At 51.0% G+C, this 23910-nt stretch carries 15 protein-coding genes; 4 read left to right on the forward strand and 11 right to left on the reverse strand.

The window, feature by feature from the left end; all coding sequences use genetic code 11:
- The first annotated feature begins 10 nt into the window (after positions 1 to 10).
- The 3 genes from GK091_RS28010 to GK091_RS28020 all read left to right on the forward strand — a co-directional run bounded on the left by GK091_RS28010 (position 11) and on the right by GK091_RS28020 (position 6339).
- The gene (locus GK091_RS28010) at positions 11 to 4372 is read left to right on the forward strand and encodes a CusA/CzcA family heavy metal efflux RND transporter (protein ID WP_164044056.1); all 4362 of its coding nucleotides are present in this window, start codon (positions 11 to 13) and stop codon (positions 4370 to 4372) included.
- Between the two features lie 7 nt (positions 4373 to 4379).
- Entirely contained in the window at positions 4380 to 5525 is a 1146-nt protein-coding gene (locus GK091_RS28015) for an efflux RND transporter periplasmic adaptor subunit (RefSeq protein WP_164044057.1), read from the forward strand.
- Between the two features lie 85 nt (positions 5526 to 5610).
- Positions 5611 to 6339 carry a ZIP family metal transporter gene (locus GK091_RS28020; protein ID WP_164044058.1) on the forward strand — a complete coding sequence of 243 codons (729 nt, stop codon included), beginning with the start codon at positions 5611 to 5613 and terminating at the stop codon, positions 6337 to 6339.
- A gap of 92 nt (positions 6340 to 6431) precedes the next feature.
- Here the strand turns inward: GK091_RS28020 and GK091_RS28025 are convergent, their stop codons facing one another.
- The 3 genes from GK091_RS28025 to GK091_RS28035 all read right to left on the reverse strand — a co-directional run bounded on the left by GK091_RS28025 (position 6432) and on the right by GK091_RS28035 (position 8741).
- Positions 6432 to 7460, reverse strand: a complete 1029-nt coding sequence (locus GK091_RS28025) for a sulfite exporter TauE/SafE family protein (protein WP_164044059.1) — start codon at positions 7458 to 7460, stop codon at positions 6432 to 6434.
- 30 nt (positions 7461 to 7490) lie between these two features.
- The gene (locus GK091_RS28030; RefSeq protein WP_164044060.1) at positions 7491 to 7904 is read right to left on the reverse strand and encodes an EamA family transporter; all 414 of its coding nucleotides are present in this window, start codon (positions 7902 to 7904) and stop codon (positions 7491 to 7493) included.
- A gap of 72 nt (positions 7905 to 7976) precedes the next feature.
- Complete coding sequence (locus tag GK091_RS28035; protein WP_246202456.1) at positions 7977 to 8741, reverse strand: phosphatase PAP2 family protein; 765 nt, start codon at positions 8739 to 8741, stop codon at positions 7977 to 7979.
- Positions 8742 to 9096: 355 nt separating this feature from the next.
- Here GK091_RS28035 and GK091_RS28040 point away from each other — a divergent pair, with 355 nt between their 5' ends.
- Positions 9097 to 11664, forward strand: a complete 2568-nt coding sequence (locus GK091_RS28040) for an outer membrane beta-barrel family protein (protein ID WP_164044061.1) — start codon at positions 9097 to 9099, stop codon at positions 11662 to 11664.
- Positions 11665 to 11953: 289 nt separating this feature from the next.
- On the opposite strand, the gene GK091_RS28045 is transcribed toward GK091_RS28040, so the two are convergent.
- The 8 genes from GK091_RS28045 to GK091_RS28075 all read right to left on the reverse strand — a co-directional run bounded on the left by GK091_RS28045 (position 11954) and on the right by GK091_RS28075 (position 23910).
- The gene (locus GK091_RS28045) at positions 11954 to 13135 is read right to left on the reverse strand and encodes a sensor histidine kinase (RefSeq protein ID WP_164044062.1); all 1182 of its coding nucleotides are present in this window, start codon (positions 13133 to 13135) and stop codon (positions 11954 to 11956) included.
- A 3-nt stretch (positions 13136 to 13138) separates the two neighbouring features.
- The gene (locus GK091_RS28050; protein WP_317166373.1) at positions 13139 to 14002 is read right to left on the reverse strand and encodes an alpha/beta fold hydrolase; all 864 of its coding nucleotides are present in this window, start codon (positions 14000 to 14002) and stop codon (positions 13139 to 13141) included.
- 577 nt (positions 14003 to 14579) lie between these two features.
- Complete coding sequence (locus GK091_RS28055; protein ID WP_164044063.1) at positions 14580 to 15377, reverse strand: Dyp-type peroxidase; 798 nt, start codon at positions 15375 to 15377, stop codon at positions 14580 to 14582.
- 122 nt (positions 15378 to 15499) lie between these two features.
- Positions 15500 to 16099, reverse strand: a complete 600-nt coding sequence (locus GK091_RS28060) for a hypothetical protein (protein ID WP_164044064.1) — start codon at positions 16097 to 16099, stop codon at positions 15500 to 15502.
- A gap of 28 nt (positions 16100 to 16127) precedes the next feature.
- Positions 16128 to 16364, reverse strand: coding sequence for a helix-turn-helix domain-containing protein (locus GK091_RS30175; RefSeq protein WP_394351904.1), 237 nt, complete (start codon positions 16362 to 16364; stop codon positions 16128 to 16130).
- Positions 16365 to 16902: 538 nt separating this feature from the next.
- Positions 16903 to 20985 carry a two-component regulator propeller domain-containing protein gene (locus GK091_RS28065; protein ID WP_164044065.1) on the reverse strand — a complete coding sequence of 1361 codons (4083 nt, stop codon included), beginning with the start codon at positions 20983 to 20985 and terminating at the stop codon, positions 16903 to 16905.
- 520 nt (positions 20986 to 21505) lie between these two features.
- Complete coding sequence (locus GK091_RS28070; RefSeq protein WP_164044066.1) at positions 21506 to 22486, reverse strand: ThuA domain-containing protein; 981 nt, start codon at positions 22484 to 22486, stop codon at positions 21506 to 21508.
- Positions 22487 to 22776: 290 nt separating this feature from the next.
- Positions 22777 to 23910: an efflux RND transporter periplasmic adaptor subunit gene (locus GK091_RS28075; RefSeq protein WP_164044067.1), complete on the reverse strand. Its 1134-nt coding sequence runs from the start codon at positions 23908 to 23910 to the stop codon at positions 22777 to 22779.

Raw genomic sequence — 23910 nt, forward strand, 5'->3', positions numbered from 1 at the left:
CTATACTATCATGCTGCATAAAATCATTCAGTTCTCTGTCCAGAACAAACTGGCCATTGGTTTATTCATGCTCGGTTGGGTCGTGTACGGCACCTATCAGGTTAGCCAGTTGCCCATCGACGCCGTACCCGATATTACCAACAATCAGGTTCAGGTGATCACTACGGCCCCTTCGCTGGGGGCTGAAGATGTAGAACGACTGATCACCTTTCCCATTGAGCAGGCCATCAGCAACATACCGGGCCTGAAAGAAAGCCGGAGCCTGTCGCGCTTTGGCTTATCGCTGATCACGATCGTCTTTGAGGATGGCTCGGATGTGTATTGGGCCCGCCAGCAGGTTACCGAGCGGCTGGGCCAGGTCGACATTGCTGGCAATGCCAGCAAGCCCGAACTAGCGCCCGTCACCACGGGCCTGGGAGAAATCTACCAGTACGTCGTCAAGCCCAAAAAAGGGTTTGAACATACCTATTCATTAGCCGATTTACGCACTACCCAGGACTGGCTGGTGCGTCGTCAATTACTGGGCACACCGGGTGTGGCCGATGTCGCCACCTTTGGCGGTTCACTAAAGCAGTACGAAGTGGCGGTTAATCCGGCCCGGTTAAAATCACTCGGATTAACCATCAGTGATGTCTTTACGGCCTTGAGCCGTAACAATCAAAATACGGGTGGGGCATACATTGAAAAAGGGCCGTCGGTGTTATATATCCGTAGTGTCGGACTGGCCAAAACGGGCGTTGATATTGGCCAGATCGTTGTCAAAAACACGACGGACGGAACCCCCGTCCTGATTTCGCAGGTGGCCGACGTCCGGCTGGGGTCTGCCATTCGGTACGGAGCGCTGACCATGGCGGGGCAGGGCGAACTGACGGGCGGTATCGTGATGATGCTCAAGGGGGGTAATTCCTCGGAAGTCATTAAGCGGGTAAAAGATCGTATCCAGGCCATTCAAAAAACCCTGCCCCTTGGCCTGGAAATCGAGCCGTTTTTAGATCGGACCAAAATGGTCAATAATGCCATTGGGACCGTCGAGCATAACTTACTGGAAGGCGCCCTGATTGTGGTGCTCGTTCTGGTTCTGTTTCTGGGCAACTGGCGGGCGGGGTTATTGGTCGCTTCGGTCATCCCCTTGTCCATGCTGTTTGCCATTACCCTGATGAACTGGTTTGGTGTTTCCGGCAACCTGATGAGTCTGGGTGCGCTGGACTTCGGTTTGATTGTCGATGGGGCCGTCATCATCGTAGAGGCCATTCTGCACCACCTGCATTCGTCTAAAAAGTATGCCGTTATCAACCAGCTCTCGCAGGCCGACATGGATGAGGAGGTTACCGATTCGGCTTCCCGAATGATGAATGCGGCTGTGTTTGGTCAAATTATCATCCTGATCGTTTACCTGCCAATTTTATCGCTGTCCGGCATCGAAGGGAAGATGTTCAAGCCCATGGCCCAAACCGTCGCCTTTGCCATTCTGGGGGCGTTTATTCTGTCGATCACGTATGTGCCTATGATCAGTGCCCTCCTGATCAGCAAACAGATCAATCACGCACCCACGTTGTCGGATCGGGTGATGGGCCGGATCGAGCATGGATACCAGACGCTGTTGATCAAGGCCTTGCGCATTCGGGTGATCATCGTAGGGTCGGCGTTTGCGCTGCTGGCCGTGGCGGTGCTGTTGTTTACCCGGATGGGCGGGGAGTTTATTCCGCAATTGGAAGAAGGTGATTTTGCGGTCGAAACCCGTCTGCTGGTTGGCACCAACCTCAGCACGACCATCGATGCGATCAGCCGGATCTCCGAGCGCCTGAAAGCGACGTATCCGGAAGTCGAAAAAATTGTGGCCCGGATCGGGAGTGCCGAAATTCCCACCGATCCTATGCCTATTGAAGGGGGCGATATGATCGTCGTGCTAAAAGATAAATCCCAATGGACCAGCGCCCATTCGTTTCCTGAACTGGCCAGTAAAATGGCCGCCACCACCCAGGAGATTATGCCGGGGGTAACGACGGGTTTCCAATTTCCCGTTCAGATGCGGTTCAATGAACTGATGACGGGGGCTAAACAGGATGTGGTCTGCAAAATTTACGGCGAAGATCTGACCAAACTGGCTGCTTATGCGGAAAAACTGGGTGCCCTGAGCAAAACCGTTTCCGGTACGGCCGACTGGTACATTGAGAAAGTAACGGGTATGCCCCAGATCGTTATTGACTTCAACCGGCGCGAGATCGCCCGGTACGGTCTTTCCATCGAAGACATCAACCGAACCATCAACGCTGCCTTCGCGGGGGCCTCGGCGGGTCAAATCTACGAAGGGGAGAAACGGTTCGATCTGGTGGTGCGGGTCGGTACAGAAGGTCGCAAAAACATGACGGATGTGCAGAATCTACCCATCTCCACGGCTACCGGTGTGCAGATACCCCTTTATCAGGTAGCATCAATCCGGGAAATCGAAGGGCCTAACCAGATTCAACGGGAAAATACCCGCCGACGAATTATTGTGGGGTTCAACGTTCGGGGGCGGGATGTGCAGTCCATCGTAGACGAGTTACAACGTAAAGTGTCAGTTGGCATGACATTTGAGCCCGGTTACACCCTGACCTATGGCGGGACCTTTGAGAATTTACAGCAAGCGAAAGCCCGATTGAGCATCGCCGTTCCGGTAGCTCTGCTGCTCATCTTTGGGTTACTCTATTTTACTTTTTCCTCGTTTAAAAAAGGCGCACTGATCTTCACGGCCATCCCTTTGTCAGCCATCGGGGGCATATTCGCGCTGGCCCTGCGGGATATGCCTTTTAGTATTTCGGCTGGCGTGGGTTTTATCGCGCTCTTCGGCGTAGCCGTACTGAATGGAATTGTGCTGATTTCTGAATTTAATCGACTCAGAGGGGAAGGTCTGATCAGCAATCCGGTTCAACTGGTGCTGATCGGCACGCACAATCGGTTGCGGCCGGTTCTGATGACCGCAGCAGTAGCTTCCCTGGGCTTTCTGCCAATGGCCCTCAGCGACGGCGCTGGTGCGGAAGTACAACGCCCGCTGGCCACCGTCGTCATTGGCGGTCTGCTGACGGCCACATTACTTACTTTATTTGTCTTACCCGCTTTGTATTTGCTGGTAGAGGGCAAGCCCAAACGAGTGGTTAGGTCTTCGGTGATGGCAGGGCTTCTGGTCGCATTATTCATCAACGGGGGCCAGGTACGGGCGCAGACTAACCCGATTACCCTGACCAGCGCGCTGGATTTGGCGCTGGCGAAGAACGGACAGGTACAGAGTGCCCGCCTGAGCGAACAGATCGGCCAGCGACTACAGGGCAGCGCGGTAGATATCGCCAAAACGATATTTAGTGCGGATGTGGGCAAGTTCAACAGCGTGAGTAATGACACCCGCCTGGGGGTAAGTCAGACCCTTAGTTTTCCATCGGTCTACACCAACCAGCGTAAACAGTTGGAAGCCAATTATCGGGCCACGCAGGCACAACGCCAGCTGACCGAAGCCGACACGCGGGCGCTGGTGCGGCAAGCCTATTTTGAGTATGCCGTGCTCATTGAGCGCAACCAGTTGCTGATCTACGCCGATAGTTTATTTCGGCTGTTCGAAGCCAAGTCACGGGCCCGGTTTGCTAAAGGAGCCGCCAACGTACTGGAAAAAACGGCCGCCGAATCACAACGGCAGCAGATCGCCAATCAGTTGACCATGCTGACGGTTGATATCCGTATCGTGCTCAACGAGTTCAACCGACTCCTTCAGGACGACCGGTCCTATGTCCCCGTGGTGGGTAAGTCCCAAATCGATGCCCCCCTGATCCGGCCCGACTCCTTGCCAACGGAGCTACCGATTCTGGAGTTAGCCAGACAACAGCAGCGATCCGCCCAGTTCCGGTATCAGACTGAGAAAGCCCGGTTACTGCCCGATTTTATCGTGGGCTATAACAATCAGAGCTTTGTGGGCACCCAACTGGTTGATGGCGCCGAGCAAACCTATACCAGCCGTAGCCGATTTAGCTACCTCAGCGCGGGCGTGGCCGTTCCCCTGTTTTTCAAAGCGCAATCGGCCCGTATTTCGGCGGCCAGACTGGACTGGGAGCGTAGCGGGCGACAGTCAGCGTACGTTCAGCGCCAGCTCGGAACCGAGCAGTTAAATGCGGTTCAACAGGTTCAGAAATTTGGCCAGAGCCTGGCCTATTACCAGACGCAGGGCCTGACCAATGCCAATGTTATTATTGCCACGGCTGATCAGCAATTTCAGGGTGGTGAGATCGACTACCTGCAATGGGTCATCCTGGTGAATCAGGCCATCAGCATCCGAAACGAATACGTCAACACATTGAGCAATTACAATCAGGCGGTTATCTACTACCTGAAGTTGAATAACCTATAAAGCATCCATGAAGCAACTCATCATCAGCAGTCTATGCCTATTCATACTAGCATCCTGCGGAAAAAATAGCCCAACCGAAACCACCCAAACCCCACCTAAAGCGGACTCATCATCCCGGCAAGGGGTTTCCTTTACGAGCCAACAACGGCAGAACGTCGGTATCGAAGTGGGCCATCCCGAACGGCAGACGGTCAGCGGGGTGTTAACGCTCCAGGGAACTGTCTCCATTCCCCCTCAGGGCATGGTCAGTGTCAGCTTTCCCCTGGGGGGCTACCTCAAATCAACGGATATGCTGGCGGGCATGGTCGTGCGAAAAGGACAGGTGCTGGCCCAGTTAGAAGACATGCAGTACATCCAGCTGCAGCAGGATTATCTGACGGCTAAAGAACGCTTTTTGTTGGCCGTCAGCGAAAACAATCGCCAGCGCGACCTCAATGCCACGAAAGCGAGTAGTGATAAGGTGTACCAGCAGGCCAAAGCGGAGATGGAAAGCCAGCGCATATTGATGAATGCGCTGGGGCAGAAGCTGGACCTGATTGGTATCAGCCCAACCAAACTACAAGCCGATAATATCTCCCGAAGCATCGTGATTCGCTCCCCCATTAACGGCGTGGTCGCCAAAGTCAACACGAATGTGGGCAAATACACCGCCCCGACGGACATCCTGTTTGAACTGGTCGATCTGCGGGATATTCATCTGGTGCTGAATGTTTTTGAGAAAGATCTGGCGAAACTTTCGGTGGGGCAGCACCTGGTGGCGTACACCAACGGAGAGCCTACCCGTCGATTCAGCGGTGAAATCATCCTGATCAACAAGAACCTGAACCAGGATCGTATGGCCGAAGTGCAGTGTCATTTTAAGGACTACAGCGTCTCGCTGGTGCCGGGAACCTTTATGAATGCAGACATCTCGGTGTCCGCTAAACAGGCATTGACCGTACCGGAAGGGGCCATTGTCCGGTGGGAAAACAAATCATACGTGTTTGCCGATCAGGGAAACGGTCGCTTTGCTATGGTTGAAGTAGTAACCGGTTTACTTAATCAGGGTAAACAGCAAATAGAGGGGCATGGCATTACCGACCAGACCAAACTGGTCTTGAAAAATGCCTATGCCTTGTTGATGAAAATCAAAAATGCAGAAACGGAAGGGTAAGCCGAATTGGCCAGTCACCTACGCGTCTTTCATGGTACACCGATTTTAGGCTTCAATACCGTTTACTTTTTTCTCCTTTTCCATAATGACTCCCTTTTTATCCATTGCCGCTTACGCCCTTCTGCCCGCCCTTGCCCTCACGGTAAGTGGCGTATGGGCCTCTTTTTACCCACTGGGCCGGAAGGCTAAAAGTGCTATTCTACACTTTGCCGCCGGGGTTATCTTTTCGGTCGTCGCCGTAGAGATTCTACCACAAGTCGTTGAGTACCATGATTGGTTGTTAACCACGCTGGGGTTTGGGGGGGCAATTGGGATGATGCTGCTGATCCGTCAGGTAACGGAAGGTGCCCACCAACCTGTCCAAAGCCCATCGACCAATGCAATCCCGATCACGTTTTTAGTATTACTCGGTATTGATGTCATCGTAGACGGATTGCTCCTGGGGGTAGGCTTTGCTGCCGGGGCCAAAGAAGGGAAACTGCTGGCTTACGCGCTGGGTATCGAAAGCATTTCGCTGGGTCTGGCAACGGCTGCTACATTGCGAAGTGCCGGTTCAACGCGGGGCCGTAGCATTGGCCTGCTCGTTGGCATCGCGCTGGTTTTTCTGATTAGTGCCATCGGTGGAGCCACGTTGCTACATAACCTGTCTCCAACGGGCCTGGACCTGGTACTCTCCTTCGGACTGGCCGCCCTATTATTTCTGGTAACTGAAGAACTCTTACAGGAAGCCCACCTGACGAATGAACCCGCCTGGCTAACGGCTACCTTTTACGTAGGATTTCTACTTTTCCTGTTATTAGGTATGCTCGTTTGATAAAACACCGTTCCGCTGCTTCACAGCAAACAGTGAGGAAATCAACTGCAAAATAGTGATGTGTTTCCACATCACTATTTTGCAGTTGATCGTTAGATGTCAAACTTCTCCAGTTTGCCTTTTCGATAGCTATAAACTTCGTACGAATGTTTATTAATACCAAACACTTCTTCCAGGACTATGTGATCGGCTCCCCGACGAAGCGCGTTTACTCTGGCTTGCTTCTCGACTGGCAGTTCATGGAAAGAAATACGGTGCTCAAAATCGAAGCCTTCGTCATATTCAAACTCCAGCGAAAATAATTTATTCCGCCATTGAAGCTGCGTCGTCATGCCATTGGCCAGTGGCGAGTAGTCGATGGCAATGGGTGTTTTCGATACGACCTGACCAGCCGCTTCGGTAAATAAACTCAGGCCAGAAACGACCATAGCGGCATAACCAACCCGACGAGAGACCCCTTCACTCAGTCGGGGTAACAGCCATTTCATACTATACGACGAGATCATCGCGGCTACAGCGATCACAGCTCCCAATAGGATTGCCTTTCTTATCAGCAACCCAAACGACGCGTACAACGCTAATTTGACCAGGTGAAGCAAAACCTCGTTGGCTGCTCGTGTGGCCACAATTTCTTCTTTTGCCATCCCGTAACGCAGATAGAATCGGTTAAATAGCAGTCCTACGGCTCCCGTCAGTCCTGAAACAAAACCGGCTGCCAGACCAATTAAAGCTAAATAGCCTTTGGGTAATGGATATACTTCCTCTATTTCTTCGTTGGAACGAAAAATCAACGGAAGGTTGGCCATCAGAAATAACCCCATCAACAGTTCCAGGTACAGCGGATTGATGTAGCTCAGCAGCCGAGCCCCTAAATAAACGGCTGGTAAAGCCGGGGGAACGAACCAGACGACTACATCCCAGCGAATACGGGACCAGAAGGCGATGATGCGGGAACTGGAACTGGCGACCGTACCGATGGACAGTGCCGCTGGAACCTGGGCTCCGGGTAGGAGTGAGCCTAAAACAGGCAAGAGAAGAAGACCGGCTCCGCCCCCACAAACCGCGCTAAGGGAAAAGGCCAGTAGGGCGCAGCCGAACAAAAGCAGACCGGATAAAAACATAGCGGATCGGGTTAATACAATCAATACATCTTATAGAATGAGCACCAGCGTACCACTGATAATCAGCATTGCTCCGATCGCGGCTTTCCAGGTCAAGACTTCTCCCAGAAACAAAACTGATAGCACAATGGCGATGGCTACGCTGAGTTTGTCGACGGGTGTTACCTGCGACACCTTACCGAGTTGTAGAGCTTTAAAATAGAAAATCCACGAGAGTCCGGTCGCTACACCCGATAATACCAAGAACAGCCAGTTCTGGCGGCTGAGCGTGGGTAATGCCTCGAGGCCACCCCGCCAGAATACAAGACCCCAGGCTACAAACAGAATAACGACGGTTCGTATAGCCGTTGCCAGATCCGTATTGACTCCTTTGATACCTACTTTGGCCAGGATGGCGGTCAGGGCGGCAAACAAGGCTGATAATAATGCATAAGTCCACCACATGAGGATAGTCGTGTTTAAGGCAAGTCAATCAGAAAGTGCCCTTAATCAGGCAGAAAATTCAATGCGTTTAAATCAGTCTTCTTTCAAGAGCCAAAATGACGAGTTATGGGTGCTTTCCCGGCGGGTAAGTGCCTTCTTTAGCCACGGATAGACCCGATACGCGACTTCGGTCGAGAGTAGGCCAATCCCTGCCCCAACCAATACGTCCGATACCCAATGTTTATCATTGGTCACTCGAAAGATGCCGGTCGAAGTGGCCATGGCGTAGCCACCAATGGGAATCCAGGGGCTGACTCCGCCAAATTCCCGATCCAATAAACGCGCTCCGGTAAAGGCATTAGCCGTATGTCCGGATGGAAAAGAAAGATAATTAGACCCATCGGGCCGAAGCTCATGGGTCGTATGTTTCAGTCCCAGCACGACGCCCGTACTGATCCCGTAGGCGAGCAGACCAAGTAATGCCCGGTCGAGGGGTTTCGACCGACCTTTCACGCCCGCCAGACTCAATCCCGCCCAAGCGATTACTGGTCCGTATTGCAAGTAATCGTCAGCCTGAGTGCGAAAATGAATGTTATCCTGTACCTCTCTCCGAATGTAAAAACGGTCGAAGTGACTGTTTGGATAGTCTGGCGACAAAGCTAATCCAACGGAAATCAGCGCAGCGGGCGCAACCCATCGGAAGGTAGCAGGACGGGTAGGTATGTCGTCCCTCGATACCCGCTGGGCAACTGTATTCAACGGTTGCCCAAGGGCTGTGAGTAGTGGAAAAAGAAAAAGCCAGCTGCCCAGCAGCCAAGAACCGAATTGCCCGTTTTGTTTCATCAGTTGACTATTCATAGTCTCTTGTGTAGACCCGGTACGTATGCAGATTCCTCAGGGTAAGTTGGATACGGTGACTTTTTGCAAGCGGTCGGGTAGTGTAAAGGAATGAAGTAAACCTAAAGAGAATCTGTAGTTAGTCAAGGGAATTGGCAAGGCTAACACAATCGCTACCAACTTCAAAAAGTATTCAGTATTGGGTTCGTACTTTGGCGAACTAAGCTAATGGCATGAACATGATTTTTCATTTAACCAGCCAGTAGAGCTGTTCATGATCTTACAAAAGGCATTCGCCACATTTCTTTTCTATTTATCAATCAATACAGGCAATCTTGCCCCTATCAGGCAGCAGTCCAATTTTTCAGATTCGGTTATGTGGCTAAGAACTACCGTTTATTTATTTTTCCTAACGACAATCGTCACGTACGCTCAAACGCCGGGTGGTACAATCAATCCGACAGTCCCGGTTCAATCGGGCCAACCGGTTTCCCCTTCTGGAGGGGAAAATCCAGTTAAAGGCAATGCAAAAATTTCGGGTTGTGCTATTGATTCGACCATGACCAAAGCGGTCGAATTTGCCAATGTAGCTTTATATGAAACCACAAGTGGGAAATTAGTGAATGGAGCGGTGGCTGATGAAAAGGGGAGATTCTTGCTCACTCGTATTGCGCCGGGCTCTTATCGGCTACTCATTTCGTTTCTGGGTTATAACGCCAAGAGCGTTGACAATATCGTTTTGACAAAGGGGCAGGCTAAAGACATTGGGGTCGTTCGACTAACGGCCAGTACCCGCACCTTGAATGAAGTAACCGTCGCTGGTAAGAAAGCCCTGGTGGAAGACAAAGTCGATCGGCTGGTCTATAATGCCGATAGCGATCTGGCCGCGAAAGGGGGAGACGCCACTGATATTCTTAAAAAAGTACCCATGCTCTCCGTTGACCTGCTGGGGAACGTAACGCTACAGGGCAGTTCCAGTGTCCGGGTCTTGATTAATAACAAGCCGTCGTCTATCCTGGCCGGTAATCTGGCCGATGCCTTACGGCAAATACCCGCCGATCTCATCAAAACGGTCGAAGTTATTACCTCGCCCTCGGCTAAATACGATTCGGAAGGAAGTGGTGGTATTATCAACATTATTACCAAGAAGAATACGCTCCAGGGCCTGCATCTCGACGTTGATAGCGGCCTGGGCAATCGGAATGCAACTCTGGGGTTAAATGGTAGTTTCCGAAAAGGTAAATTAGGACTTAACCTCAATGGGAATGGCCGTCTAGTTTATAATCCATCGGCATCGGATTTAAATCAAACAACCTACTTGGCATCAGGAGCCACGCCGGTTCGTACAAATCAGCACATTGATGCCTTTGACAAAGGAGTATTTGCCCAATATGCGCTGGGGCTGGATTATGATCTGGCGAAAAACCAATCGCTAACGGCTGGCGTACGGCTGGGTATTCGGAACTTAAACCAGGATCAACACCAGTCGACAACGATCCTATCTAATGAACCCATGGCTCTTCCCTCAAAACGGGATGTGTATAGCCAAAACTTATCCAATTCAATTGATGTCAACGTCGACTACTTGCATACGTACGCAGGTACCGGTGATGGATCTAAGAAGGAGTTTAGCCTGTCAACTCAATATAGCCAGAATAAGCTGACCAACAATTTCGACGCTAACCAACTGGATACCCTTGGTTTGATCAAAACCCGGCAGCGAAACCTGAATGATGCGACGAACAAGGAGTTCATTCTCCAGGCAGATTATCAGGTACTTGTCAGTGAGCGCTTTCAACTGGAGTTCGGTGGAAAAAATACCCTTCGTCAGGTAACCAGTCTCTACCAATATCTGCTGGCCAGTCCTACTTCTACCTTCGCCACCGATGACAGCCGTCCGTCTGGCTCGCTTACGTATGATCAGAACATTGCGGCTGCTTATGTATCAACCACGTTTACGACACGCAGTAAACTAGCCATTATGACGGGCTTACGGTATGAGTATACCAGCATTCAGGCCCGGACCGGAGGGTCCCAGACTGGAGGGTCCCGGACTGGTGGGTCGTCTACTGGTGGGCAGGGTTCAATCTCAATTCCCGATTACGGACGATTATTACCCAGCATCAATCTGTCCAAGAAAATCGGGGAAGGCACTACCGTAAAACTGGCTTATACCCGACGCATTCGACGGCCGTTTATCGACGACTTGAATCCCAACTTCAATACGGTCAATCCCCTCAATATTCGGATCGGTAATCCGTATTTGAAACCCGAAACCGTTGATCGAATTGAAGCAGGCTATAGTACGCAGGTGAAGAAAACGTATTTGAATTTTACGCTCTACACCCGACTCAATACAGACGATATTCAATCGATCAGTCAACGCTCGGATACGTTGGTGGGGGCTGTCGTGACGCGGGTTACCAACCTGGGTAAAGAATATAACTACGGATCTAATTTATTTGCTACGGTCAATATTACACCCCGGTGGAGTGTAAATGGCAACATAGATGTGATGTACCGCTTTATTCAGGGCTTAACGCTGGACATCAATGGTCTGTCGACTCTGATCAGCAATCAGGGTTTCCGGTGGGGAGGTCGCATGGATACGCAATTGCAACTCGATAAAGGCTGGGCTGTTCAGGCCAATATCGGGTATCGGGGCAAAGACATTAATTTGCAAGGCTACCGAATTGGTTTTGCTCAATATTCGCTGGGTGCGCGAAAAGATTTTAGCAATAAGCGAGGCAGTCTAGGGATTGCGGCTGAAAATTTTCTAACCCGAGGCATGGGCTTTACATCGGTACTGAATTCGGCTCAGTTTGATCAGGATTTCCGGCAGTACATCTATAACGCCAGTGTTCGGGCAACGTTCAGTTACAAGCTTGGTAGTCTGAATGGGGCAAAGGTGAAGAAAAATAAGTCTCTGGGTGACGAAAATTGATTGCATACTTTGAAAGAGCATAAGTTAACCGCTAGGCAACGGGCAACTTATTTCCGGATAAGATAGTTTATCAACCCTCTTTTAAAAGGTACTATACTGGTAAAATACTATTTTAACGTGTATTCAATCGACTGTGGCCACTAAGTTAGTCCAGCTGTTTTCGGGTAGAAGGGTCTACAGGAATACACTAAGGCTATTGTCGAATTTGGTGATTGATAAGGCAGGAGGAATAGATGCAGCGAAGAGATGCCCAAGCCATCCTGTAATTAGCCAGATAAAGGGCAAACCATCAGGTCGTCAGTGGTAATAACAACGTAATGGTCGTGCCCTGGCCCGGTTTGGATTCTGCCCGAATGACGCCCTGGTGGCGTTCGACAATCTTTTTGGCTAACGATAAGCCTAACCCAATTCCTGGCGAGTGCGGGTCTAGTTTCTTCAAGATGCCGAAAATCTCTTCCCGATACTGGTTATTAAAGCCAATCCCATTGTCGCTCACCACAATCCGCGCGTAGTTGATGTATTGATACTTGTCAGGGGTCGTTTGATACCGGTTCTGACTCACCACACTACCGCTGATGGCCACCACGGAGGACACGTTCAACCGTCGAAACTTCACCGCGTTATTCAGTAAATGGCCAAATAAATTCAGTAACTCCCCTCGATTCCCGACGATGGTCGGTAAACTGCTCACGTCGAATCGAATGCCCGGTGAGCTGTAGTTCGCTATCGTTTGGGCAATCAGGTCCGTTAAATCGACCGATTCATCGGCTGATCGGATTGAGTCAAACGTGAAATATAGCTGCAAATCGTGGATGAGCTGGCGCAAGCGGGTACTAGCCCTGACAATGCCTTTCAGTCCCCGCTGACCCAGCTTCGTCCACTGATTCATCGGTTCCTGTTCTAGCACACTGGCCAACAGATTAATCTTACGCAGGGGCTCCTGTAAGTCATGGGCGATAATCCGTCCAAATTGCTTTAACTCATCATTGCGTTGTTTGAGATTGGTTACCTGGCGGTCCAACTCGGCCTGATGCAGTTCCAGTTGCTGCTGGAGCACCATTAACTCATCGTTGCGCAGTAAAGCCTGCTCGGCCGCCTGCTTACTGGCCAACAGTTCCTGCTCGTATTGTCGGCGCTGATAAACCGGTATCAGACACAGGTAAAGGAAGCCTTCCCCCGAAGCATCTTCCTGACGAACGGCATTGAGCAAGACCGGAATGCGTACTCCGGACTGAGATTGTAGGGTCAGGTAGAGTTCATTGGCCAGTTTGCCTAGGGCGATAATGGGATACAGGTTCGTCTGAAAGTAGATCCGACTCGCCCGGGTTAACATCACCTCCACCCGCTGACCGATCAGGACGCCTGGGGCATAACCCAACAATTGTTCGGCAAAGGGATTCAGATACACGATCTCATTCTCCCCATTCAATCGCACCAGGCCTCCCGGCATTAACATCGCAATATCCTGCATAGACTACGAGTTGGTCGCTTGCAGATAGTGCTGGATAGCCGCAATGGTTTCAGCAGGGGCACTGACGTGAGGGGAGTGTCCCTGGGCCTGAATTACCCGCAAGGTGTTATGGGGTATATGCTGCGCCATGTACTCGCCCACAGCAACGGGCGCAATATCATCGGCGATCGACTGAATAATTAAAACCGGTCGCCCAATCTTCGCTAAGTCCAGTCGGTTGTCGCCCAGGAAGGTTAACCGGGCAAACTGCTGCGCTATGGCCTGGTCTGTGGCGCAAAAACTGTGGATGAGTTCCTGGCCTAGCTCGGGCCGTTCCTTATTGGCCATGATGGCAGGACCCATGACGGTGGCCCAGCCAAAAAAATTACTGTCCATCGTGTCCAGTAATTCCTCAATATCGGCTCGCTCGAAGCCCCCCGTATAGCCTTCCTCATTGATATAGTGGGGCGATGGGCTCACCATAATCAGTCGTTCGAAGCGATCGGGTTCCTGGATGGAGGCTAACAAGCCAATCATACTGCTCACCGAATGACCGACAAAAATAATCTGTTCTAGGTCCAGATCCTGACAGATATCGAGCACATCCTGGGCATAGCCTTGCAAGCTGGCGTAGCGTTCGCGATTATAAGCCTCACGGGAGGCTTTGCCATGGCCGATATAGTCAAATCGGATGACTTGATAGTGGGCTTCAAAGGCGGTGGCTACATAGCGCCACATGTGCTGGTCACAGCCAAATCCATGCGCAAACAAGATTGGTTGGGTGCCTTTACCGGTAACGGTTATATTGTAACGGTTCCTAATGGTCTGGGTCATCATTCCGGTGTACCTGATGTAATCGTTACCCAACGACTCAGCATTTTTACTCAAAGATACGTAATCTGCTTCAACCAATACGGCTAAACGAGGTCTGATCGGTTAGCAACCCCTACATCCACTCGTTTTAGGAAGGATGCTGATCGTCAAGAGGACAGGGTGATGGGCGGACTAGAATTGCATCAGAATATTGAAGCGAATAAAGTGCAGCGGCAAAAAGCAATTCCGTTTATCTCCGATTAAAGGCAGGATAAGACAGTTTTGTGTCGTCCGGGATAAAGTTGTCTGTTGTCTTCTGCGCATATAGACCAGACTACCGGTTACTCCAATAGGATTGGGTGTACCTATGGGAAAATTCTACCTTTGGAGTTCGAACTGACCGACCAGCAGGGCAGTTAAAATATGCGGGTCGGAAATGTATTGCATATCGCCTATATCGGCCTTCACGTGCGGCAAGCAAGATATAGTAATGATGTAGGGACGTCCGCCAATCCAGTCGCTGTACTTAAACAAACTGAATTGGGCACCAGTAAACCCCGGAAACACCTCTGCCAACAATGGTAGTGCCGAATTTCATATATTTATCGATTGAGGTTGAGTGGAGTGGTAGCTTACGCCGACATACCCGCCATCAGGCGGATTGTGGTGAGACTGGGCAGAAGACAGTAGGCGGTGCCCGTGTCTGAATCATCAATGGCAACTGATTGATTATAATCGGTTCTTCATTTTCGACCGGAATAGTAAAGCTGGTGGTTTGGTTGCTCAGCTTATTCGGATTACGGTTCCCAAGCACCGCATCCTGCGGGAACAGTTTAAGTCCGGCCAGGTCTGAAGCAAAGTTATTGGTATTCATCCAGCCATAAATCTTTTCAAACTGCCGGGAAAAACTGCCGCATAAGAATAAACCAATCAATCCCCGGTCAATGCCGTCATCCGCTGTTCCGGTCACCGTTGGGCCATACGGCATCCCCCGCCGAACAATGCGCGGGGGAGTCGCTCCCTCAATGGGCGTCAGGTGCTCATCGCGTGGGTTGGCCACGCGGGTGTGAGCCGAATAAGGGCATTTGTTCGTACTCAATACGTCCTTATATCTGCTCGTATCGGCAGACTCGGTGTAGCTGAACAGTTCCCCCTTCTCAGTAGCCGGATCGGGGGTATTGGGACTTAATATAAGGGGTGACCCGTTTCGCCAGCGCCCCATCAATTTAGCCGCCAGCCATTCCTGGGCATCGTCGGGTGTGCCGCCGATGATGGGTGTTATAACAGATGTCTGATCCTGAAGCAGTTTGTTGAAAGTGGCTACATCTTGATATAGAATTCGGAAGGCGTTATAGCAGCCATTAAAGGCGAAACTTCCCGCTGATCCGGTCGTTGGTCCGGGTTGTATCAGCGAGGTACCCGGGCTGTAGCCAATCAGGAAATTAGCCAAGTCCCCTTGGTCTTGGTCAGCCGGAGTCTAGGAAATCTTGCCCCCCGCAACCGTGCTGCCTGACGAAAAACTGTCCAGTTACACGGTCTACCAAAAGGTGTGAAAAGAGGGAGAAAGCGGTGTTATTTCAGGCCATAGTACGCCTTGACAGCTTCGAAGTCGCTGTAATTAACAGCCGCTTGTCGCCCGTTGACAGTAATCGTATTGGCTGCCGGGATAATTAATACCTTTGCCAGAGTGACACTTGTAAGACTTGTCCCCGAAGTACGAGAAATATAAATTCCAACTAATTGATCGGAAGATTCTGAATAAACAGAATAGGTAAAAACATCCTCAATGCCAAAACCTATCGTTGCTGGTATTTGCCATACTATAGGTCCTGTAAACGAAAATTGCAGATACACAATAATAACACTTTTATCTACAACTGCTTTTGTAATGCTTCTGGGTAACAATAGGGTATAAAAGGTACTGTTATTCTTGCTGAGTGTAAAAGAGGTAGGATATGTAACCATTGTCACGCTAGAGGTGCCACTCACGCCAGCGACACCGCTGGCACCCGTTGGCCCCGTTGCACCGGTGGCTCCAGTCGTGCCAACACCTGTGGCACCGGTGTCACCTTTGGGCCCTACATCACCTTTACAGGCAGCTAAGAATATAGTAATAGTTAATACCAGGCATAACGGCCCGAAAAATTTGGTAAGTGTGGTGTTAAACAGCATAACGTAAACCGTTTTAGAATGGTAAAAGCTACCCGTTTGGGTGCATCAAAGGTGATAGGTTACTGGGCAATAGACTTAGTGATTTGGGGCATGACGTCTTAAAGGCGATTAAACCGGCGGTTTGCGTCACGCTCTGACCTATACGTAACAAGTCAATGGCTCTGTCCAGCCTGTATTGTTGCATCAAATTAATTGGGGCCAGCCCAGTGAGACTCTGCACCTTTCGGTAAAGCATTTTGTAATTTATAGCCAATTCACTGGCCATCCAGTTGACATTAATCGAAGGGTCATCTAGTTAATGGGTTTAATTTGCCAATACCCTGAGCTGGCACCCATTTTAGCGCCCTCTTTGAGCACGAAAAGCCATGGGTAACCTAAAGTTGGGAGAGGCAAACCATAGATTGATTCCGTATTCATTCGCCGGGCATCGTTGGTAACGAACACCTTTTCATGAACCGATTCGGAGTCTACACCCGTACCAGTCTCGGCTGGGGCCAAAGGACCTAGCTTACTGATACGGGTGGCCTGTAAAACCGATGAGCAGGCTCCTAAACAACTCAATGAAATCAGCCCTAAAAATCGAACCAGTAAACCTGTAACGAAGGGTATCTTCATGGATGATAAAGCGACAACGGAGCGCTCGATGACTATTAGTACTCCGGAATAAGTTAAAATAGTGTGGATAGACGGTCTGTTCGAGTAGGCCAAAGGTGATGAGGGTTTCATCGATATCCTGTCAGATTGGGGGCCAATGTCGTCGGATTGGGGGCATTCTGCCCGTGGAACTAGAAAAAGGGGACAAATCAGGCGTTTTTCACCCGGCTGGTCACAAATTCGGTCGGCGTTTGCTGGTAGAATTCCTTGAACACCATGGTGAAATGAGAGGGTGAATTGAACCCAACCAAATCGGCGGTTTCAGACACGTTATTCCCAGATTCCAGCAATTCGGCTGCTTTTCGGAGTCGATGCTGGCGGATCAGATCGGCGGGCGAGAGTTGAATGAGATGCTGCACTTTGCGATACAGTGTCTTCCGGTTCATCGCCAGTTGATCGGCTAACCAATCAACACCAATCGAGGGATCATCCAGATGCTGTTCCAGCAGGGCATAAATCCGCAACAGAAACGGATCGGGCAACACTGAAGCCGAATCGACAGCAGGCGTAAGGGTACTACCCGGTAAGGCAAATTGCTGCCGATAATGCTCACCCAGTTTCTGCTGGCGTGACATCAGGTTACGCAGCCGCAAATGCAGTTCGTCCAGACTAAAGGGCTTGGCTAAATAGTCGTCGGCTCCCTGCTCTAGCCCGTCGATCCGACTCTGGGGAGCCGCTTTGGCCGTTAGCATCACCACCGCAATGTGGTTGGTATCGGTATGGCTTTTGAGTAAACGGGTGAGTTCGATGCCATCCAGGCGGGGCATCATCACATCGGTCAGCACAATATCGGGAAGCTCCGTTTGAACGAGTGCCCAGCCTGCCTCGCCATCGACTGCCTGAAGAACCTGATACGACGACGTCAACTCGCCCATCAAGAACTCCCGCAACTCCTCATTATCTTCAACGATAAGAATGCATGGAAGCGACGTATTCTCAACCAGATGCGGAAGGCGAAGCGGGGGAGTAAACGGCATCCGTTGATTGATGGCCTCAGGCGTAGGAGTCTGCCTGCTGATCTTAGGAATGTTGACCGCTGCTGATACTGGGCCGACGGGCAGAATCAGCTGGAACGTAGTGCCTACTGTTAACTGACTTTCTACCTTGATGGTCCCTCCCAGTAAGCTGATCAGTTCGTGAACCAATGCCAGCCCAATACCCGTACCCTCATAAGCGCGGGTGCTGGAGGTGTCGGCCTGATAAAATCGGTCGAAAATATGGGGTAACGCTTCGGGAGAGATCCCAATGCCCGAATCGACCAGGTGAATCTCCACCGCAGTCATTGCACTACCAACCCAAACGGGCATACCCGAAAGCGTTACCTGGTCACCCGAACCGCTAAATTTCAAAGCATTGGCTAATAGATTCGTGAGAATTTTTTCCCACTTGTCGGCATCGAACACGTACGCCTGAGCGGGTAAACTATCCATTTCACACGTGAGGGTTATCCCTTTCTGTTCCGCCATCCGCTGGAACACGCCTGCAATCGTGTGAATATACTCGGGTACGTTTCCCTGCATAAGCGAAACAGTCATGTAGTTACCCTCCAGTTTAGACAGATCCAGCAATTGATTGATCAGCCGCAGGAGCTGCTCAGCGTTGCGGTGAACCAGCGTCAGCATCGGTCGGTCGAAGCGGTTTTCCTGAAGCAATTTCTCTACCGGCGATAAAATCAGAGATAAGGGCGTGCGAAACTCGTGGGTGATGTTGGAAAAGAAGCGGGTTTTCAACTCATCAACGGCTTTACGTTGTTCAGCTTCCCGGCGATTAAGCACCAACTCCTGCCGTTGCCGGAGTCGATTGGTATAAAACCGGATATACCCCCAGATGGCTCCTCCGGCCAGCAGTGCATACAAACCATACGCCCACCAGGTGGCCCACCAGGGTGGCGTAACAATCACCTGAACCGACGCTATATTTTTAGTCCAGAACCCGCTGCTATTGGCGGCTTTTACCCGGAACGTATAGGTACCTGGAGCCAGACTGGTAAAGGTGGCAACGCGACGGTTTCCATTCTGCACCCAGGTTGGATTGACCCCAACCAGTTGATAGGCATACTGGTTTTGCCCCGGCTGCTCGTAGGCCAGAGCCGCGAAGCTAATCGACAGCATCGTCTCGTCGTGTTCCAAGCGAATCACGTTGTCGGTGATTGACCGGGGTTTATCCATAACGGTTAGGTCGTTGATATAAACCGGAAACGGACGGGTGTCATCCAGTATCTGGTTCGGGTTGAACTGAACGATACCGTTCTCGGTCCCAAAAATCAATTGGTTGGGCAGTTGAAAGACCGCATTATGTTTGAAGTCATTACTGGGCAAGCCATCCGAGACATCATAACTATGGATAGACCGGGTTATAGGGTCGACCCGGCAAAGACCCTCATTGGTGCTCAGCCAGAGCTTCCCAGTCCCGTCGCTGGTAATCCCGACGATACTCGTACCCGGTATGCCCTCCTCCCGGGTAATTACCGTAAACAGACCCGTTCGCCAGTCAAATCGGTTTAAACCGCCCAGATGCGTGCCAATCCAGATGATGCCGGCCTTGTCTTCGTGAATGGATAGCACCTCGTTGGTGGTCAGCTTTCCCTTACCTCCCGCCCTATAGCGGGTAATCTGACCCGTTTTCGGATTCAGCCGACAGATGCCCAGCTGGTTGACCAAGATCCATACCTCCCCGAACTGGCTCACCATCAGCCCATAAATGGCTTTATCGGGAATGCCGCCCGTATCACCGGGTTTGTATTTATAGTAGGTGTATTGATGCGTGTGCGTGTTGAACGAGGCCACGCCACCCTCCCCCCCGATCCAGAGATTATTAGTTGGTTTACCTTCCAGGTATTGAAGGCTCATAAATTGGGCTGGAATGTCGGCTGGATACCAGATATATTGACCGGATGCCTGATCCAGGTGATAAAGCCCATCATTGGTACCAAACCAGAGCCCGTCCGCCCCGTCGGATAAGAAACTATTTACCTGATTCGTATGGGTTCCAATCCAGCCCAGCTTGTCCAGCAGTATACGATCCAGCTGTTGATTGGGGGCTAGTCGATACACCGTGGCTAAATTGCTAAACCAAAGCTGCCCCCGCTTATCCTTGAATACGGCATTGGCCCGGTTCTCGGGCATAGTGGCCATGCGCTCATTGGGCTTTACCCGGTACACAGCAAATGGTTTGGTGTTGACCGCTTGGCGATCGATGCCATTATCCGTTCCTACCCAGAGCATACCCGCCCGGTCATGGTAAACCGCCTGTGCATTGCTGCTGGCCAGACCCTTCGACAGGTTTGGATCGGTCTGGTAGGTAACAATTTTGTCCGTTATGGGATCAATGCCCTGTAGGCCGTTGGTTGTACCCACCCACACGATTCCCGACGAATCCCGATGGATTGTATTGCGCCAGATATAGGGATTCAGCTGCCCCCCCGGATTATACGGTTGGGGATTCCAGGGCTGGTGGCGCAGATCCAGTTTAAAAAGACTATAGCCCGCTGTGGCCGCGCCAATCCAGAGCACGTCTTCCTGGTCGAGATAAAAGGATAGAAAAGAGGGTTGAGGGCCGCTCAAGCCCGGAATAGGCACCAATGTAAAGCGCCCGGTCGTTCGGTCAAGCAGGTATAGACCTTGATGGGAGGCTACCCAAAATCGATGCTGATTGTCTTCGAATACTGTTTTGATCGGCATTTCAGCTTTAGGCGAGGGATACAGCCTGAAGTGATGTCGGGTCGGGTCGTAGCTGGCCAGGCCCGCAAAGGTCCCGATCCAGAGCAGGTTTTGGCGGTCTTTATAAATGGTAATCTGGTTGTTCCATTGATTGGCCCTTGCCGCCTGGATAGGATGTGGGGTAACCAGCCCGGTTTTCGTATTGATTTCGTGTAAACCGCCCCCTTCGGTAACCGCCCATAATTGGTCCGTATCACCCTCACATACACTCGTAATGATACTGTTTCGAAAACTGTGTTCTGGCTGCCGGGGATTAGGCTGAAAGACAGTAAACGTAGCGCCGTCATACTTTGCCAAGCCCTCCTGGGTACCAAACCACATGTAGCCCTGCCGATCCTGAAGAATACAATTGATCGAATTGCTGGGAAGCCCGTCTTTGATGGATAGATGCTCAAATTGATTGGCGATGGGGTACTGCCGGAGCGTTGAATGGGCCCTACCCGGAGCAGGGTATGATTGGGCCAATGCCTGCACAAGTGGCATGAGCAGGAAGGCAAGAAAGTAGGGGCGCATTCAAGAAGGAGGTTAAGCTTCCTTAAAAGTAAGTATATTTACTTGCAATCCACCCAAGAAGAAACTTGCTTAGTAAAAACTTCAAAAGCTATTTGACAGGTGGTTCTGCCAACCATTTTCTGAGCATAAAGTAACATCGAGTAAGTAAATTTCGCTAATCCAGTCCTCTATCTACTTGTTGGGGTATTCGACCCTGACTCCCTCACGTTCAGACAAAGCATTAGATACCTGGCGTTTCAATTTCGATCAGAAAATGGCCCATCGCTGCTATTTAATGAACGCACAATTACCTTGAGACCAATCAATTATTCGTATTTGCTGACTTGCTAAAATCGTCCACGAAAACGTCCCAATAAATGATTTTAGTACAAGACAAAACGTAGAGTTTTTCCATTAAGGGCGATTGACCAATGGTGTCTTTGCATCCGTTCTAACTTGTAAAAACGGTTGTCAATAACTGCTCGTAACTTAAGCCCCGATACCGCGAGTTCAGTTACCAGCGACCTCCTATCAGTATCTATTACTTGACAAAGCGCCGTTTACTCGTGGCAGTGGGGGTAGGAAAATCCGGGGGAATGGGAATGTCGACTTTGCCGGTGGCAGCCCACTGAGCCCCCCGCAGCAGGCAAGTGATGAACCCAACGCACTCAACCGAATAATCCATATGACCCAGAGGGGTATGAAAAATTCGCCCTTTCCCATAGTTGATCGTCATCAACATAGGTTCATGGCGATCGGTGCCTTTATTGTCTTTCGATGAGTACGCCGTGGCCAGCACACGCATGTGCTCGGCAGGCCCGCGCAGGCGGTCGTACAGTTCGTCTTTGGTGTGCATCCAGGTGAGCGGCATGCCTTTGGTAATGGGGTGGTTTGTCTGCCGAACCGTCAAGAGAATCTCCTGCTGCGCCCCGTGCGATCCGGCCAGCCCGGCCTGGGCGTCTCTAACTAGTTTTCCTTCATGGTTATAATATACATAGGGGCCGTCTTTTTCGGTACGATCGCCCCAGCCACCTAGGCCGATCATTTTGTTGTAGGCGGGCCAATGTGGAAACGAGTTGTCGGCCGCATGGATGACGACAAGACCACCCCCCTTTTTGATAAAGTGGTCAAAATCACGTTGCGTCTGATCGGACCAGGGGGCGGCATGCCAGCCAAAATTGCAGACGACCAAGTCGTAACTGGAGAAGTCGGGATGGAAGCTCGAGTCAGCTCGAGCGATGGGTAAGGCTTTGGTTGCCCGGACACTCGGAATTTTATAGTCGTCCATCAACTCCTGGCCATTCCAGGTATAATACGAGCGCTGTACATCGACCGAAAACTTACCTGTTTCTTCCAGGTAACGCTTCATCATAAAGGTGATTTTGGGCCATTGTTCGTGGGTATTCTGTCCATCGACGATGAGTGTGCGAATGATTGAATGCTTTCCTTTTTGGGGTGACTGAGCCAGAAGAGCATAGGCACTAAGGAGCATCAGCAGTAGACTAGCGACTAGCGGTTTCATGAACGTTTCGTGGTTAAGGGAGTGGGGCATAACAGCGCCGGGACAGCCCCACGTTATACGCCCATTCAGGCGATAGTCTTAAAAACAAGTACGGGCTTGAATATACTTTAGTTTGGTGCTGGCTCTCCCTATCCTACGGCAGCAAATGACTTCATTCTCTCAACTCAGGTGGATGCCATCAGCGTTTATCTTCCAGATTCTATTTGATACCGCTTAAACCAGAAATTGCCTTGAAGAAGTGAGGAAAATAATTGGTCAAACAAAAGCTTCGATGAATACTGGATAAGACATTACCGACTGACAAGCTGTGTTTTAACGGGTGCCCGGTCGGCGAGGTCTTCGCTGGCCGTTTTCAGGATAACGTCACCCGCCTTTAGATCACCAAATATTTGCATTTGACCCGCCGAATCGTCGCCTTTCTGGACACTCACCCGAACGGCTTTACCAGCCACCACTTTCTGAACAAATGTCTGATCCAGCGTACTGATGACAGCGGATTTGGGTACGTACAAGCTCCCCTCACGGGAGGAGCTTACGGGCAAACGAACCGAAGCAAACATACCGGGTTTTAACTTACCGCCTTTATTCTGAAAATCGATTTCGACCAGTTCCGAACGGGTTTCGGGCCGCACGCTGTTGGCGATGCGATTGATCCGTCCCGTAAAGGTTTGATTCGGAAAGCTACGAACCGAAAATTGAACCGGATTGCCCCGGCGAATATCACCCAGGTACGCTTCTGGAACCGCGATGCGCAGGCGTAGCCGGTCGAGTTGTTTGATTTTCAGCATGGGGACGCCGTTCTGCCCGCCCGGCCCGACAAAAGCACCCGGCGACAGGCGACGGTCGGTAATAACACCCGTGAAGGGAGCCGTAATTTTGAGATAACTCACCAGTTGCTGCACCGAACTATAATGGGCATTAGCCGCCACGACGCCCAGACTATCCGATATGGCTTTGGTTCGGGCCGTTTCCAGATCGACGGGCGAAATGGCTCCTAATGTGCGGCTGGTCCGCAGTACGCGCAGAAAAATGCCTTTACTGGCTCCGTAAACGGCTTCAGCGGCTTTCACTTTCGAATACGCTTCGGTCAGGTTGGCCGTCAGTTCGGGGGCTTCCAGCTCGGCCAGGACCTGCCCTTTCCTGACTTGATCACCAATATCGACGTGCAGCGCTTTGACGTAGCTACTAACGCGAGGGTACAGGTCCGTTTCGTAATAGCTTTCCAGCTCACCCGGCAGGTTTAGCTCCGATGCGGGCCGGGAAGCCGCCACCCGAATGGCTTCGTACCGAATTTCTTCCTCAACGGGCGCTTCGTCCATCCGGCTTTTTTCGGCGGATGAGTTACCGCACTGGCTCAACAGAAATCCCATACCGGTAATAAGCGCTACGTGCAAACCAAGGCGGAGAACAGAATATAGATGCAT

It is taken from the genome of Spirosoma agri, from assembly GCF_010747415.1.
In the GTDB taxonomy this organism is placed as follows: Bacteria; Bacteroidota; Bacteroidia; order Cytophagales; family Spirosomataceae; genus Spirosoma; species Spirosoma agri.